This window comes from Clostridium sp. 1001283B150225_161107_B6, assembly GCF_015556325.1.
Taxonomy (GTDB): Bacteria; Bacillota; Clostridia; order Lachnospirales; family Lachnospiraceae; genus Enterocloster.
This window is the reverse complement of the sequence record NZ_JADNMD010000016.1, coordinates 13,550-27,905: the sequence shown is the minus strand read 5'-3', so window position 1 is coordinate 27,905 and position 14,356 is coordinate 13,550. Positions and strand designations below refer to the sequence as shown.

The window sequence follows — 14,356 nt, the reverse complement described above, 5'->3', positions numbered from 1 at the left end:
TCCAATGAGAGACTTGTCATTTCTAATGAAAAATCACTTAGGAAAACGAATGGAAAACACAGCACCTCCCAGCGGATGGTTTCCCGCGGCAACGGTTCCCCCCTGCCCGGTTATAATCATCTTACAAAGAGCCAGTCCAATCCCATACCCGGACCCGCTGTCCTTTTTCCCGCGGTAAAACCGTTCAAACAACCGGGATAAATCTTCCTTCTGAAAGCCCGGGCCGCTGTCATGAATGGTGATTTCCGTATACAAAAGCGTGTCCTTGCATTCAATTTCAATTATCCCGTTGTCCCCCACGCTCTCCATGCAGTTTTTAAGTATATTCCGGATTGCCTCTGAGAGCCAGCCCTGGTCCCCTCTCATCACGGCGCCTTCCGGCACATTGATTTGTACCCGGACATTGTGCAGCTCCATTGGTATCAGAAACGGGTGAAGGGCAGATGCAATGAGGCGGTCCACCTTTACCTGTTCTCTATGGAAAACCACAATTCCTGCGTCCAAACGTGATATTTTTAATAACGAAGCAACCAGCCATTCCATCTGTATAAACAGTTCCTCTGTTTCCCGCAGCAGCGTTTTCCGCTCTTTTTCATCGGTACAGTCCTTTAGCAGCGTGAGAATCAGGTTTGCTGAAGTGAGAGGCGTCCGAAGCTGGTGGGCAATGTCGGCCATGGAATCTGCAAGGCGGCTTTTCTCCTTTTTCAGCGACTCATTTTGCTCCCGGATGCGGAGCGTCATCTTGGTAATCTCGCTATGCAGGATGGAAAGCTCACCTTCCTCTGCTTCCCCTGTAAACAGACGCTCTTCATTGTGAAGCACAAGGTCGATTTGGTCAGCCAGTTGTGCTAGTCTCCTGTAACGGTTCCGGGTAAATACAAAAAACACCGTTCCCAAGGCAGCTGCAAAAATAAGAATCACGGTTCCCGCCGCAGGATGAATGGCAAATCCCGCCGCTGCTCCTGCAGCGGTTGCCAGTGCAAACAGAACAGCAAACAGCCGAACCTCTCTATTCCGGAACATAGCCGCCTCCCAGCCGGTACCCGGTTCCGTGTACCGTCAGTATGATTTGCGGATTTCCGGGATTGCTCTCGATTTTTTCCCGCAGCCGTTTGATATAGACGGTCAGGGTATTGTCATTGACATATTCGCCGGCAGCGCTCCACAGCTCGTCCAACAGCCGGTTCCTGGTGAGAATGGCTCTGGGATTGTTGATAAACACCAACAGCAGGCGGTATTCCAATGCCGACAGAAACACCTCCCCGCCGTCTTTTTTCACAATGCCGCTGGCCGTATCCACCTTAAGCCCGCACACTTCAAAAACAGATGGGGAATGGCCGGATTTGCGCAGGGCTGTTCCAATCCGCGCAATCAGCTCCCTCGGGCGGAAGGGCTTGGTGATATAGTCGGAGGCTCCCATGTTAAGCCCAGTAACGACGCTGGCCTCATCGCCGGAGGCCGTGAGAAAAATAACGGGAATATCCTGGGTATCCCTGATTTCCGTGCAGACTGCAAATCCGTTTCCGTCAGGAAGGGATATATCCACCAGCGCCAGGTCATACCTGTTTCCCCCAAGCATGGCAGCAGCCTCCCCGCGGGTAGACGCATGTGCAACCAAAAAACCCTCTGCGCCCAGAAGGCGCATAAGATTCTTTGCAATTTCCTTATCATCTTCCACCAGAAATATGTGTTTCATTTATCTTCACCATCCTTTGGTCTTTTGTGTACATACCTGAAAAAACAGCGCCCCTGGCCATGACCTGTCATGCCCGGAGCGCCCTTTTATTCTGCCTATCTGCCTTCCTTCAATATCTCGGCTGCCTTCTGAAGCTGGTTATCTTCCTCCGGCTTCACCACGGCCTGGGTCTTCAGTTTCTCATCCAGCTCCACTTCCACATCCGGCTCAATTCCCTTTCCGTGAAGGTCAAAACCGCTGGGCGTATAATAGTGGGCCGTGGTAATCTTAATGGCGGAACCGTCTCCCAGAGGAATCAGGTTCTGCACGATTCCCTTTCCGTAGCTGGTGGTTCCCACCACAGTGGCCCAGCCATAATCCTTTAATGCCCCTGTAAATACCTCGGAAGCACTGGCTGAATCCCCATTGACCAGGATGACAATGGGCATCTTCAGCTCATGGCCGTCTGAAGCTGTGTATACATCGCCCTTTTCGTTCTTATCCGCCGTGTACACAATCAGGGTCTTGCCCTTTCCCTTTTCATACTGGTCCAGGTCGTCCGGGAGAATATAATCCACCATCTTCACAGCGCTGTCCAGGACACCGCCCGGATTGCTCCTCAGGTCGATAATCAGGCCCTTCATCCCCTGCTTCTCCAGCTCATCCACTGCCTGCTCAAACTGCTCCACCGTAATCACGTCAAACTCAGACACTGCAATCCGGCCGATTCCGTCATCCAGCATACTGTATTCCACTGTGGGCACTTCGATTTTGCGCCTTGTGACGGACATATCCACATATTCGTCCTTATCCGCCCTGTATACCGTGATGGCCACATCCGTGCCTTCCTCGCCCTTGATATAGTTGTTTACCAGCACATCCAGGCTCTCGGAAGCCACCAGGGTTTCACCCACCTTATAGATGATATCCCCGGGCTGCATCCCTGCCTCCAAAGCAGGGGACCCCTCAAACACCTTCACTATGGTACATAAGCCTGTGGTCCTGTTCTGGCTTATCATGGCTCCGATACCGGAATAGGTTCCCTTGGTGCTGTCATTGATGGAACGGAAATCCTCTTCCGTATAATAGGTGGAATAAGGGTCGTCCAGTCCGGCCAGCATTCCCCTGTAAATAAAATCCTCTACCTTATCGGCATCCTCATCGTACAGGAAATGCAGGTCTATGATTTGCTGAATCATGGACATCTTGGAAGTCACCCGGTTAAAGTCCACGCCGCTTTTATGTTCGCTTCCGTCTGTGATTCCAGGTCCCCTGCCCTCCATGGTCACGCTGGGCTGCCGGCTCATGACGCGCTTGCCGAAAATATAGATGCCGGCTGACATGCCCACCACCATCAATCCTATGAATGCAGTTACAAGGGCGCCCACCAGTGCCCCGGCCCAGAACCGGTTCTTTCCCGAACCATTCCGGTTTCCATCCTGGGGCCCCGGCCCATAGTCCCTGTACGGACCTTCCGGCTGCCCGTCCATATTATGTTCCTGTCTGTCAAAATCACGATTTTCCAATTTACGTCTCCTATCTGTCCGTTCCTTCTATCCTATGATGGGTTACGGGCTTACATAACTTCGGGGATTCACATAGGTCCCCCCTGAGCGGATTCCAAAGTGCAGGTGGGAACCCGTGGAATAACCGGTAGAACCCACTTTTGCAATCACCTGGCCTTTTTTCACCTTTTCCCCCACACCCACCAGCAGTTTGGAGCAGTGCATGTAAACCGTGCTCACCCCGCCGCCGTGGTCAATCATAATATAATTGCCCGCTGAATAGCTGTATGTAGATATCACAACCTCACCATCAGCCGCAGCTATGATATTCGCCCCTGTGCTGGCGCCGATATCAATTCCTTTATGGTTGCTGGATGCCCCCTCTGTGGGAGACTCCCTGTCTCCGAAGTTAGAGGTTATCCTGCTGCTGGACGGACAGGGCCACTTAAAACTAATATTCCCCAAATTCGATACGGTATACGTCTTACCGGCTTCTTCCGCCTTTTTCCTGGCCTCCTCTTCCCTCCGCTTCATCTCGGCCTCAATACGTTTCATCTGTTCTTCCTGGGCCTTTATATCCGCATTGTACTGGTCCAGCTCATCCTGGGCCATGGCAATCTTGGAATTATAGGAATCCAGCTCCTTCTGTTTGGAATCCATCAGCTTCTGCATGGATGCCTGCTTGGCCTGGGTGGATTCCTGAAGAACCAGAAGCTCTCCGTGCTCCTTTTCAAGATTCTGCTCCCTGGCAGCTACCTCCTCCTTTGCAGAAGCATAGGCTGTCAGCATCTTCCTGTCATATTCTGCAATCTGGCTCACGTACTCCGCGCGGTTCAGAAGTTCCGATATGCTGCCGGACTCCATCACCATATCAATCAGATTGTTCTGACCGTTCTCATACATGTACTTAATACGGAGCTTCATACTGTCATACTGGTGTTCTTCCTCCCGTTTGGCCTCCTCCAGCTGTATCTGCGCCTGTTCTATCTCATCTTCCTTAAGAGTAATCCTGCTTCCCAGGTCTTCCAGCTCATCCGCCAGAGAGGACAGACTGGTGTCCAGCTTCTTCACATAAGCTGCCGTGTCCGCCTTCAGTCCCTCCAGCTGGTTCAGGGTGCTCTCCACCTTTTTCTTTTCCTCTTCCAGGGCAGATACCTGCTTCTTGGCGTCCTCTATCTCCACACTGGTGGCATAGGCTGAAAATGCCGTCATACCGCCTAGCAAAAGGCCGCCTGACAGCGCTGCCGCCTGAATCCAATGTCTCCAATGTCTCATCCTCATTCACATCCTCCTTCCCTATACCTTTAAGTGACGGTGGATGGTAAAGTAGCTGACAAAAAAACCAATGCCTATGCCCAGACACCCGGCTGTTGCCGCCATGCAGGGGAAGATATCCCCCAGCGGTATGGGCTCAAACATGCCTGTCAGCATCTGGTAGTGCTCACCTATATATATGACCGCCCTCTGGTACAGGACATACATGCCGGCCAGAGGCACCGCTGCCCCCAGTGCGCCAAGAAGCACGCCTTCCACCACAAAGGGCGCCCGAATCATATAATTGGTGGCGCCGATAAACCGCATGATTTCATTCTCCCGCCTGCGGAATGCCGCTGCCACGGAGATGGTATTGCTAATCAGGAAAACAGCCACTGCCAGCAGCACGCAGATGATGACGGCCGACATGGCCCCTACCATCTTTCCCGCGCTGGAAAGTCCTGCAACAGCCGTACTGGAATAGCGCACCTTTCTCACGCCTTCCATGCCTTCCAGGCGTTCCACGATTTTATCCTGTTCCTCGATATCATTCAGAAATATCTCATAGGAAGCAGAGCCTGACAAGGGATTGTCGTCTGCAAATCCTTCCGCCAGCTCCTCCATGCCCTCAAAATACTCTGTCTTGAAATTCTCCCATGCCTGGGCAGCGGATATATATCCCGCCTCCCTCACCTCTGCCCAGCCGCGGATAACATCACCGGCCGCCAGAATCTGGTCCTCAGGCATGTCCTCATCAAAAAATACAGTGATTCCCACTGTTGTCTCTGCTGTCTTTGCCACATTCTGCACATTGGCTATCAGGGCAAAAAAAAGACAGAATAAAAAAATACATGCAGAAATAGTCGCTATGGATGCCAGCGAAAACAAAATATTCCTGCATATATTAATGACGCCCTGTTTCAGGCAATACCAAAATGTACTGATTCTCATTGTTGTTCATTTGCCTTTCCGGCGGCAGCAGCGTGTCCGGAAGTTCTCATGCCTGTTTGAACATTCCTTCCGGGAAACACCCTAATAATATCCGCCCACATCACTGATAACCGACCCCCGTTCCATGGTAATGACCCGTTTGTTCATCTCATCTACCATCTCCTGACTGTGCGTAACCACAATCACAGTAGTCCCCCTCTGGTTGATTTCCTCCAGAAGCCTCATGATTTCATGGGTATTAAAGCTGTCCAGGTTTCCGGTGGGCTCGTCTGCAAGGAGTACTTCAGGGTCGTTAATCAGGGCCCTGGCTATGGCCACCCTCTGCTGCTCACCTCCGGACAGCTGTCTGGGATAGGCTTTGTACTTGGACGACAGTCCTACCAGCCTGAGCATCTCCGGCACCGTCTCTCTGATTACCCTGGGCGGCACCCCGATTACCCTCTGGGCAAATGCAACATTCTCAAACACAGTGCGGTCTTTCAGGAGTCTGAAATCCTGAAAGACCACGCCTAATCTTCTGCGGTATTTGGGAATATACCTTCTCGGCATCTTTCCCAGGTCCATATCGTTTACAACAATACGTCCCCTTGTGGGCTCCAGCTCTTTCAGGAGCAGCTTCATCAGCGTGCTCTTACCGGAACCGCTTCTCCCTACGACAAACACGAACTCGCCGTCATCAATGGTAAGGGATACATCCTTGATGGCCTTATTTCCTGTCTCGTAGGTCTTGCTTACATTGCTTATCTCTATCATCCACTGACTCCGGTCTAATAATCCAGGCTTTCCATATACTTCATATACTTGGCAACCATCAGGGCAATCTTAAAGGTGATGGCGTCCTCAAAGATGCGCAGGTCCAGTCCGGTGCTCTTCTGAAGCTTATCCAGACGGTATACAAGGGTGTTCCTGTGGATATAAAGCTGTCTGGAAGTCTCGGATACATTCAGGCTGTTCTCAAAGAACTTGTTGATGGTAGCCAGTGTTTCCTCGTCAAACTCATCCGGGGACTTGCCGTCAAACACCTCGCGGATGAACATCTTGCACAGCGGAATGGGCAGCTGGTAAATCAGACGTCCGATACCCAGGTTGTTGTAGGCAATGACGTTCTTATTGGCATAGAAAATCTTGCCTACGTCCAGCGCCATCTTGGCTTCCTTGTAGGAACGTGAAACTTCCTTGATGTCATTGATAATGGTGCCGTATGCCACGCGCACCTTTGTCATGGCCTCGGTGTTAAGCATATCCAATACGGTGTTGGCTGTCTTGTCCAGTTCCCCGTAGGTCTCTCCCTGACGGACTTCCTTTACCAGGATGATGTTCTTTTCATCCACGGCCGTGATAAAGTCCTTTGTCTTGGATGCGAAAAGGCTTCTCACTGTCTCCAGTGCATTGACATCCTTCTCGTTGTGGGTCTCGATGATGTAGACCACGCGCTTTACATCCGTGTCAATGTGAAGCTTCTTAGCCCTGTTGTAAATGTCCACCAGCAAAAGGTTGTCCAGAAGCAGGTTCTTGATGAAGTTGTCCTTGTCAAAACGCTCCTTGTAAGCTACCAGCAGGTTCTGAATCTGGAATGCAGCCAGCTTGCCAACCATGTAAACATCATCGCTGGCTCCCTTTGCTAAGAGGATGTATTCCAGCTGGTGCTCATCAAACACCTTGAAGAACTGGTATCCCTGGATAACCTGGCTGTCAGCCGGTGAATCCACAAAAACCAGAACCGAACTCTCGGAGTCTTCCGCATCGGTAAATGTAGAAGCCAGCACTTTTCCCTCTGTATCACATATACCCAAATCAATTCTTGTAATTGCCTTTAATCCATCCAGTGTGGTTTGAAGTATCTGATTTGAAATCATTCTATACTCTCCTTTTCAAACGTATTCGGAGTAACTAATATCCCTATTTTCATATTTTAATGCAAAATTACAAAAAAAGCAAGAGAGTTGTATACTCTCCTGCTTCTTTTTACCTTAATTTTCGCTTACGGTTCTTTTGTATTAGTTAAGAACGACCAGTTCCGTATCCTTGTCAAAAATGTGGATTTTCTCTAAATCCATGGCCAGCTTGATGGTATCGCCAGGCCTTGCGGTGGTGCGCGGATTTACTTTTGCCACAAAATTTGCATCCTCGATATCAAAGTATAACAGAACCTCGGAGCCTAACATCTCGTATACACGGACAGTAGCCTCAAACACGCTCTTTGGTGACATAGCCAGGTAAGACTCCTCGTCGTGAAGGTCCTCCGGACGGATACCCAGGGTAACTACCTTGCCTATGTATCCTGCTTCCTCTAACTTCTTGGACTTGGCTTCTGACAGGGCTACGGTATGTCCGCCGAAGCTTAAGGTGGTCAGCGCGCCGTCCTTGCCCACGGTTGCGTCAATCATATTCATCTGGGGTGCCCCGATGAATCCGGCCACGAACTTGTTGCATGGCTTATCGTACAGATTCTGTGGGTTATCCACCTGCTGGATGATGCCGTCCTTCATAACAACGATTCTGGTACCCAGTGTCATGGCCTCTGTCTGGTCATGGGTAACGTAAATGATGGTGGTCTCCAGTCTCTGGTGAAGCTTGGAAATCTCAACACGCATCTGGCCTCTCAGCTTTGCATCCAGGTTGGACAGCGGCTCGTCCATCAGGAATACCTTGGGGCTGCGGACAATGGCGCGGCCCATGGCAACACGCTGTCTCTGGCCGCCGGAAAGGGCCTTCGGCTTACGGTCCAGCAGATGCTCCAGGTCAAGAATCTTAGCTGCGTCATGGACTTTCTTGTCAATCTCATCCTTTGGGGTCTTTCTCAATTTCAGTCCGAATGCCATATTGTCATATACAGACATATGTGGATACAGAGCATAGTTCTGGAATACCATGGCGATGTCTCTGTCTTTTGGTTCAACGTCATTTACCAGCTTGCCGTCGATGTACAGCTCACCGGAAGAGATGTCTTCCAGACCAGCAATCATACGAAGGGTTGTGGACTTACCGCATCCTGAGGGGCCTACGAATATGATGAATTCCTTATCGGCGATTTCAAGATTAAATTCTTTAACTGCTACAAATCCGTTTGGATATTTCTTTGTTACGTTCTTCAGTGATAAACTAGCCATTCTGTTTTTTCCTCCTAATAATACACTTGACACATATGTGTTTTACCCTCTTTTGTAACTGCTCTTATAATACATGAATCCCCCCGGGGAATCCATATCGCAAATCCACAAAATCAAAATTAGGGATTTAGCTAATTTGTATACGAGGAAAAAAAAATGTCCTAAATCACAAAGTATTCCAATATTTGCCGCCAACTTTTTGTTAATTATGTTAATCAACTATGTTTTTCCCAAAAATATCGGCAAAAGCCACAAAATTCAGGGGCTAATATTCGATAAATCCTTCACCAAATACCTCTCTGGCGTCACTTACAATGACAAATGCACTGCTGTCAAACTCCGACACAATCTCCTTCAGCCGCACGATTTCCTTCTTGGAAACAACACAGAACAGCATCTTTTTCTCCTGGTCCGAGTACATGCCCCTGGCCGCCAGGCTGGTCACGCCCCTTCCCATCTGCTCCATAATGGCCTCTGCAATCTCCTGGTAATGCTCGGAAATAATATAAGCCTGCTTGGAAAATTTAAGTCCCTCTATCAGGCCGTCCGTGACCTTTGCCACACAGAATATGGCGATGAGGGCATACAGGGCGGTTCTGATGCCGAACACGGAAGCGCCGGCCACCACTATCACTCCGTCCAGAACCTGCATGATTTGGGCCAGCGTATAGTGCTTAAGGCGTTTCTGAATCAGGGCGGCCAGCAAATCCGTACCTCCGGTGGTGCAGCTGGTCAGGAACACCAGGCCGGTTCCAACGCCGCTTATGATTCCCCCGAACAGGGCCGACAGAAACAGGTCGTTTCCCAGATAGGAAGCCTCCGGCAGCACATACAGGGAAACCGAGAGCATAACCGTTGCAAAAAGGGTGCGCTTGATGAACCTCCAGCCGCAGAAAAAGAATCCGGCTGCAAACAGCGGAATATTGAGCACGGTATTGGTCAGCCACAGCGGAACCGACCAAAGTTCCTTGGCAATGATAGCCACGCCCGACACACCGCCTGTAACCATGCTCACAGGGTCGTAAATATTCTTGATGGCAAAGCCAATCAGGAAGGTCCCTGCCACAATCATGGCATAATCCACAGCCGGATTCCTCTTCTTCATGTTTCTTCTTCCTTTCCCCAGCCCATGCCCCGGCACTTTTTATAATGTACTAAAAGTATGTGCCTTACAGCTCCATTCCATACGCCTATACGCGTTCAATGGTCTTGTCCGTAATACGAATCTTTCCTTCCTTTAAAAGCCTGCCCACAGCACGCTTAAAAGCATTTTTGCTCATGCTGAACTCACGCATGATGACCTCCGGCTTTGCCTTATCATTAAAGGGAAGCACCCCGTCGAAATCATCTATGATTTTTAGCACCTGCTCCGCATCTGTCCCCATCTGTACATAGGACTTCTCCCTGACGCACAAGTCCAGCTTTCCGTCCTCCCGCACCCTGGTAACCCTGGCCTGGACCGTATCGCCTTCCCTGAACCGGCCGTAGAGCTCCTTCTTGGGAATAAGCCCGTAATATTTGTGGTCCACCGCCACAAAAGCCCCGATATTTTCATTGATTTCATAAATAGTTCCCGTAACCCAGTCCTCTGCCTTATAGGGAGACTGGTTGCTCATATGGGAATAGACCCGCATGGTTGCCGCCAGACGCCTGCTCTTGTCCACATACAGGGTTACAAGGCACTGCTCCCCCTTTCTCACCGGATGGGTCTGCTCCTTAAAGGGAAGCAGCAGGTCCTTTTCCAGTCCCATGTCCAGGAATGCCCCGATTTTGGCTACGTCCTTAACCTCCAGCTTGGCAGTCTCTCCCACCTGCAGTTTGGGCTTGCCTGTGGTGGCTATCAGACGGTCTGATGAATCCTTATAGATGAACACCTCCACCTTGTCCCCTATCCCGGCTCCTTCAGGCACCTGTTTTTTGGGGAGCAGAACTGCCGCCTCGTCCCCCGCCTTCTCAGCCAGATATACTCCGAATTCCTTTGTTCTTATTATTTCAAGCTCCTGCACTTTTCCTAATTCAATCATCTCAATTTTCCTCCTGTCCTTTTGTCCTCAGCCATACCACAGCGCAGATTTCTCCTGTGCCGCCCTCAAGGACCACGGTCCACTCCCGGCAGTCCCGGCCCTGGGCCATGCTTACACGGGGAATCAGGACGTCTCCCAATACAGCTGCCTTTTTATAATCAGCGCGTATCTCCTCTATCACAAGCCCTTCCGGTATGGCCTCCCTGGCCATCTCCACATACTGGGCATTATTCACATGATGGTTGGTGTCAATGTGGTGCCTGGCAACCACAATCGGCTCACCTGCAGCGCAGTCCTCCGGCACAGGTATCTTTCTGGGGCAGGGACTTAATACCAGCCTTGGCTCCGGCTCGCCGTAGGGAGCCGTGTCCTCCGGCCGCACCCGGATGGGTATGTTCTTATCTATATCGTAGAGGAACCACAAGGACTCCGCCCTGACCACATCTATCCCCTCCGCATCCCGCAGAACAAAGTTGCGGTAGCCGTATATGCCCTTTGACGCGCAATGCCATGTTCCCACCACCAGCTTCTCACCCAGCCCCGGATACCGGTCTATCATAATCTGCCAGGATGACAAAAGCCATGCTTTACGGCTGGCCTCCAGATAACCCACTCCCACCCCGCAGTCCTCTGACTGGAATGTGCTGCAGTCCTGCATGTAGTTAATAATGCCTGAAACCGATAGGCATCCTTCTTCGTCCGTCTCACTGTAACGGACCCTGCTGTTAAATGTATACATATCTACCTCATTCTCCCGGGGCCCGGGCAGCTGCCTCTGTGTCCGGTACTGCCATGCCCAGCCCCGGTATTACGCCCTTCATTGTATCATAAACTCCCTAGGGTATACAAGCAAAATCCCACAGACTTTCATCTGTGGGATTTGTAACTGGGCTACAAGGATTCGAACCTTGAAATGACGGAGTCAGAGTCCGTTGCCTTACCATTTGGCGATAGCCCATTATTCAATTAATCCGCAGCGCCCTGCCCTGACTGTTTGTCCTGATTGGCGGCTGCGGAGTTTATTATACCCATATTGTGGCATTTAGTCAAGAACTTTTTTAATTTTTTAAATAAATTTTTCAAATATCCCCTATGCCGGCTCTAGGGACAGGCATCCCCTGCATCGGAGTAATCCGGAATCCAGCCTTCCAGCAGGTTGGAAACCTTCTCTATAAAGAAATGGGAAATGCTCCCCACAATAAGGGCGGCCAGCACGGTCCCCTCTCTGATTCCCAGCACATGGCCTGTAAAAAACAGGGAAACCGCAACAGCGCTTGCCACAATGGTCATGTCAAAACCAGTCTTCACCAGGCCGAACCTCCAGCCTGTCAGTCCGGCAATGACGCGCACCAGCCCTTCCCCGGGAAGGATAAGCACATTGGGAATCACCTCAAAGGCAATACCCAGGCCCAGAAACACACAGCCCAGCAGAAGCATAAGCACCTGCCCCACATAACCGCCGGTCTTCCAGAATCCCAGGATATACATCCATCCGTCTATACATGCGGAAAACAGCAGAGCGGCCGGAAGCTGGAGCAGCTGCACTTTTCCAAAGGCTTTTCCTAAAAGGGCCGCCTGTATCAGGAACATAACCGTATTCACCAGCATGGTAAACTCCCCCAGGCTGTGGGGAAAAATAAACGTCAGTACAAAGGCCAGGCTGGTAATGGGCGATGTGCCCAGACCTGCTTTTGTAATCAGGCTGATTCCCAAAGCGCTGAATATAACGCCTGCAATGAACATGCTGTAACGCTTCAACTTATCTGAATTTTTCACGTGCTTACACCTCTAAAAATTTTTGTATGACCTAAATATTTTTATATATCTAATGATAGCACGTAAAACCACAGCCCACAATGGGCATTCTAACTTAAGTTGGCTTCATATTTTCGTCACAATGCATAATGTTTTTTAGATTACCTAAATTTTTTTTAGATTTTTCTGTGTTTTCTCACCAAGGTAACATGTGCGTACATGGTCACTGCAGCACTGAACCCCAGCTGCACATAATAGGCTATGCCCCTGGACAATACCATGGCCGGCAATAGCAGGTCCCCGTAAAAAATCGGGTCGAATATGGTCAGGAACAGATGTTCGCTGATTCCCATGCCTCCCGGAAGAGGAAGCATGTCAGCGGATACGGAAATGGTTGACTGGAGCAGAACCAGGGTAATCATGGTGGTTCCCTTAAGCCCAAAGGCCCTGTACACGAAATATGTAACCGAAAACAAGGCCAGCCGCTGGAGAATGGTAAGTAACAGCACCTTAAAAAGTACATGCTTGTGCTGGCGCAGGAAGGCAGCCGTATCATTATAATGCTCCATGGTAAGGAGCAGACGCTCTGTCCTGGATGTCTTTTTCTTGAGAAAACGGAAGCGCTCCATAAGCCCCAGAAGGCGCATTACCATGTCTTTTGCAAGGGATGTATGGAAAGCCAGAATCAGCATGGCTGCGCAGAACACCACATTCAGCCCCAGCCCCAGATAGTACACAGGCATAACCTCGTACAGGTAGCGGTTTAAAAAGCCCTGGCCAAATATGGCCAGCAGGCAGCCAATGACCACCAGCACCGACTTATAGGTAATGGTTACCACCATGAGCACCACTGTGGCCACAGGAACCGGTATCATGTTCTTCCTCATATAGTATACCTGGGCCGGCTGGCCTCCCCCTGCCGAGGGAGTGATGCAGCTGAAGAAAAAACCAACGGAGGAATACAGGAAGCAGGTTCTTCGCTTTGTCTTAATACTCAGGGTACCGAACAGGTAGTGCAGGATGGCCGACTCCGACCATATGAAAAAAATAACGCAGGCAACCCCCAGAAGCAGGAAACCGGGAGACGCCTCGGATATGGTGTCCGCTATGTCGCTCAGGTCCTCACCTGCAAATACACTGTAAATGGTCAGAATAAACACAACCAGCAGGAATATTCCATTGAGCAGATTTTTCTTTTTATCAGACATATCTTACCCCCTCTCCCTGTCATGCCCCCGGGTTTCCCTTCCCGCAGATTCCTGTCCCGCTAAAGGGAAATATAACAAAAAATCCCGTCAGGCAGGATGCCTACGGGACCAAGATTTATCAAACTGGGCTACAAGGATTCGAACCTTGAAATGACGGAGTCAGAGTCCGTTGCCTTACCGTTTGGCGATAGCCCATCAACACAACGAAATGTATTATATAATATAGTCAGCGTTTCGTCAAGTACTTTTTTCAATTTTTATCCATTTTTTGCTTGGATTTTTCTTTTGTTTATGGACCCCTGTGTCACTGTGTACATCTGAGCAGTTCCTGAAGCTTTTTCATGGAACGGTTATACTTTGACAATACCGTGGCTAAGGGCATCTGCAGAGCCTCTGCCACCTCCCTGTGCTTCATGCCTGCTGCCGCATGGAGAAGTACAATCTGGCGCTCCTCCCGGCTGATTCGGCCCAGCGCGTCAAGCAGAACCTTGCGGTCCGCAGCCTGTTCCAGAGGCGCGCAGTACGCTCCCTCCTCCTTTTCAGCCAGGTCCTCAAGCGCCACATCCGACTTCATTTTCTGCTCTCTGAACCGCATATAGCAAAGATTCCTGGCTATGGTAAACACCCAGGCCAGAGGCTTCCCCTGGGGGACATAGGAGCCTGCTTTGGTCCATACCGTCAGATAGGTTTCCTGCATCACATCCTCTGCTTCATCCGGGTTCCTGGTCAGGGAAAGGATAAAGCTGTACACGGGTCTGGCTGTATCCTGGTAAAAGAGATGGAACGCCTCCATATCCCCCTCTCCCATGGCCCCTATCATCTCTTCCTGCGACATCCGGCATCCCCCTTCCAGAACCAGCCCGCTCCCATATCA

At 50.4% G+C, this 14,356-nt stretch carries 14 protein-coding genes and 2 tRNA genes; all 16 read right to left on the bottom strand.

What is annotated here, in order from left to right; translation table 11 throughout:
* Positions 1-33: 33 nt before the first annotated feature.
* A complete protein-coding gene (locus tag I2H39_RS25715; protein WP_138308959.1) occupies positions 34-1,023 on the bottom strand; it encodes a HAMP domain-containing sensor histidine kinase in 990 nt (329 codons plus the stop codon).
* Positions 1,010-1,696, bottom strand: a complete 687-nt coding sequence (locus I2H39_RS25710; protein WP_138308962.1) for a response regulator transcription factor — start codon at positions 1,694-1,696, stop codon at positions 1,010-1,012. The genes I2H39_RS25715 and I2H39_RS25710 overlap by 14 nt, the downstream gene beginning before the upstream one ends.
* Positions 1,697-1,791: 95 nt before the next feature.
* The gene (locus I2H39_RS25705) at positions 1,792-3,201 is read right to left on the bottom strand and encodes a S41 family peptidase (RefSeq protein ID WP_195627878.1); all 1,410 of its coding nucleotides are present in this window, start codon (positions 3,199-3,201) and stop codon (positions 1,792-1,794) included.
* A 42-nt stretch (positions 3,202-3,243) separates the two neighbouring features.
* On the bottom strand, positions 3,244-4,461 hold the full coding sequence (locus I2H39_RS25700; protein ID WP_195627877.1) for a M23 family metallopeptidase: 1,218 nt from the start codon (positions 4,459-4,461) through the stop codon (positions 3,244-3,246).
* A gap of 15 nt (positions 4,462-4,476) precedes the next feature.
* Positions 4,477-5,385: a permease-like cell division protein FtsX gene (locus tag I2H39_RS25695; RefSeq protein WP_138308970.1), complete on the bottom strand. Its 909-nt coding sequence runs from the start codon at positions 5,383-5,385 to the stop codon at positions 4,477-4,479.
* 81 nt (positions 5,386-5,466) lie between these two features.
* The gene (gene ftsE / locus I2H39_RS25690; protein ID WP_138308972.1) at positions 5,467-6,138 is read right to left on the bottom strand and encodes a cell division ATP-binding protein FtsE; all 672 of its coding nucleotides are present in this window, start codon (positions 6,136-6,138) and stop codon (positions 5,467-5,469) included.
* Positions 6,139-6,152: 14 nt separating this feature from the next.
* The gene (locus I2H39_RS25685) at positions 6,153-7,241 is read right to left on the bottom strand and encodes a helix-turn-helix domain-containing protein (protein ID WP_002566963.1); all 1,089 of its coding nucleotides are present in this window, start codon (positions 7,239-7,241) and stop codon (positions 6,153-6,155) included.
* Positions 7,242-7,382: 141 nt separating this feature from the next.
* Positions 7,383-8,495 carry a sn-glycerol-3-phosphate ABC transporter ATP-binding protein UgpC gene (ugpC, locus tag I2H39_RS25680; RefSeq protein WP_138308975.1) on the bottom strand — a complete coding sequence of 371 codons (1,113 nt, stop codon included), beginning with the start codon at positions 8,493-8,495 and terminating at the stop codon, positions 7,383-7,385.
* A 265-nt stretch (positions 8,496-8,760) separates the two neighbouring features.
* The gene (locus tag I2H39_RS25675) at positions 8,761-9,600 is read right to left on the bottom strand and encodes a YitT family protein (RefSeq protein ID WP_171042622.1); all 840 of its coding nucleotides are present in this window, start codon (positions 9,598-9,600) and stop codon (positions 8,761-8,763) included.
* 85 nt (positions 9,601-9,685) lie between these two features.
* Positions 9,686-10,519 carry a S1-like domain-containing RNA-binding protein gene (locus I2H39_RS25670; protein WP_138308979.1) on the bottom strand — a complete coding sequence of 278 codons (834 nt, stop codon included), beginning with the start codon at positions 10,517-10,519 and terminating at the stop codon, positions 9,686-9,688.
* Between the two features lies 1 nt (position 10,520).
* Entirely contained in the window at positions 10,521-11,258 is a 738-nt protein-coding gene (locus I2H39_RS25665) for an acyl-ACP thioesterase domain-containing protein (protein ID WP_138308981.1), read from the bottom strand.
* Between the two features lie 147 nt (positions 11,259-11,405).
* Positions 11,406-11,477, bottom strand: a tRNA-Gln gene (locus tag I2H39_RS25660).
* Between the two features lie 143 nt (positions 11,478-11,620).
* Positions 11,621-12,295, bottom strand: a complete 675-nt coding sequence (locus I2H39_RS25655) for a DUF6198 family protein (protein WP_138308983.1) — start codon at positions 12,293-12,295, stop codon at positions 11,621-11,623.
* Positions 12,296-12,450: 155 nt separating this feature from the next.
* Entirely contained in the window at positions 12,451-13,482 is a 1,032-nt protein-coding gene (locus I2H39_RS25650) for a lysylphosphatidylglycerol synthase transmembrane domain-containing protein (RefSeq protein WP_195627876.1), read from the bottom strand.
* Positions 13,483-13,605: 123 nt separating this feature from the next.
* Positions 13,606-13,677 (bottom strand) — tRNA-Gln (locus tag I2H39_RS25645).
* 109 nt (positions 13,678-13,786) lie between these two features.
* Entirely contained in the window at positions 13,787-14,317 is a 531-nt protein-coding gene (locus tag I2H39_RS25640) for an RNA polymerase sigma factor (protein WP_138308994.1), read from the bottom strand.
* Positions 14,318-14,356: the final 39 nt, after the last annotated feature.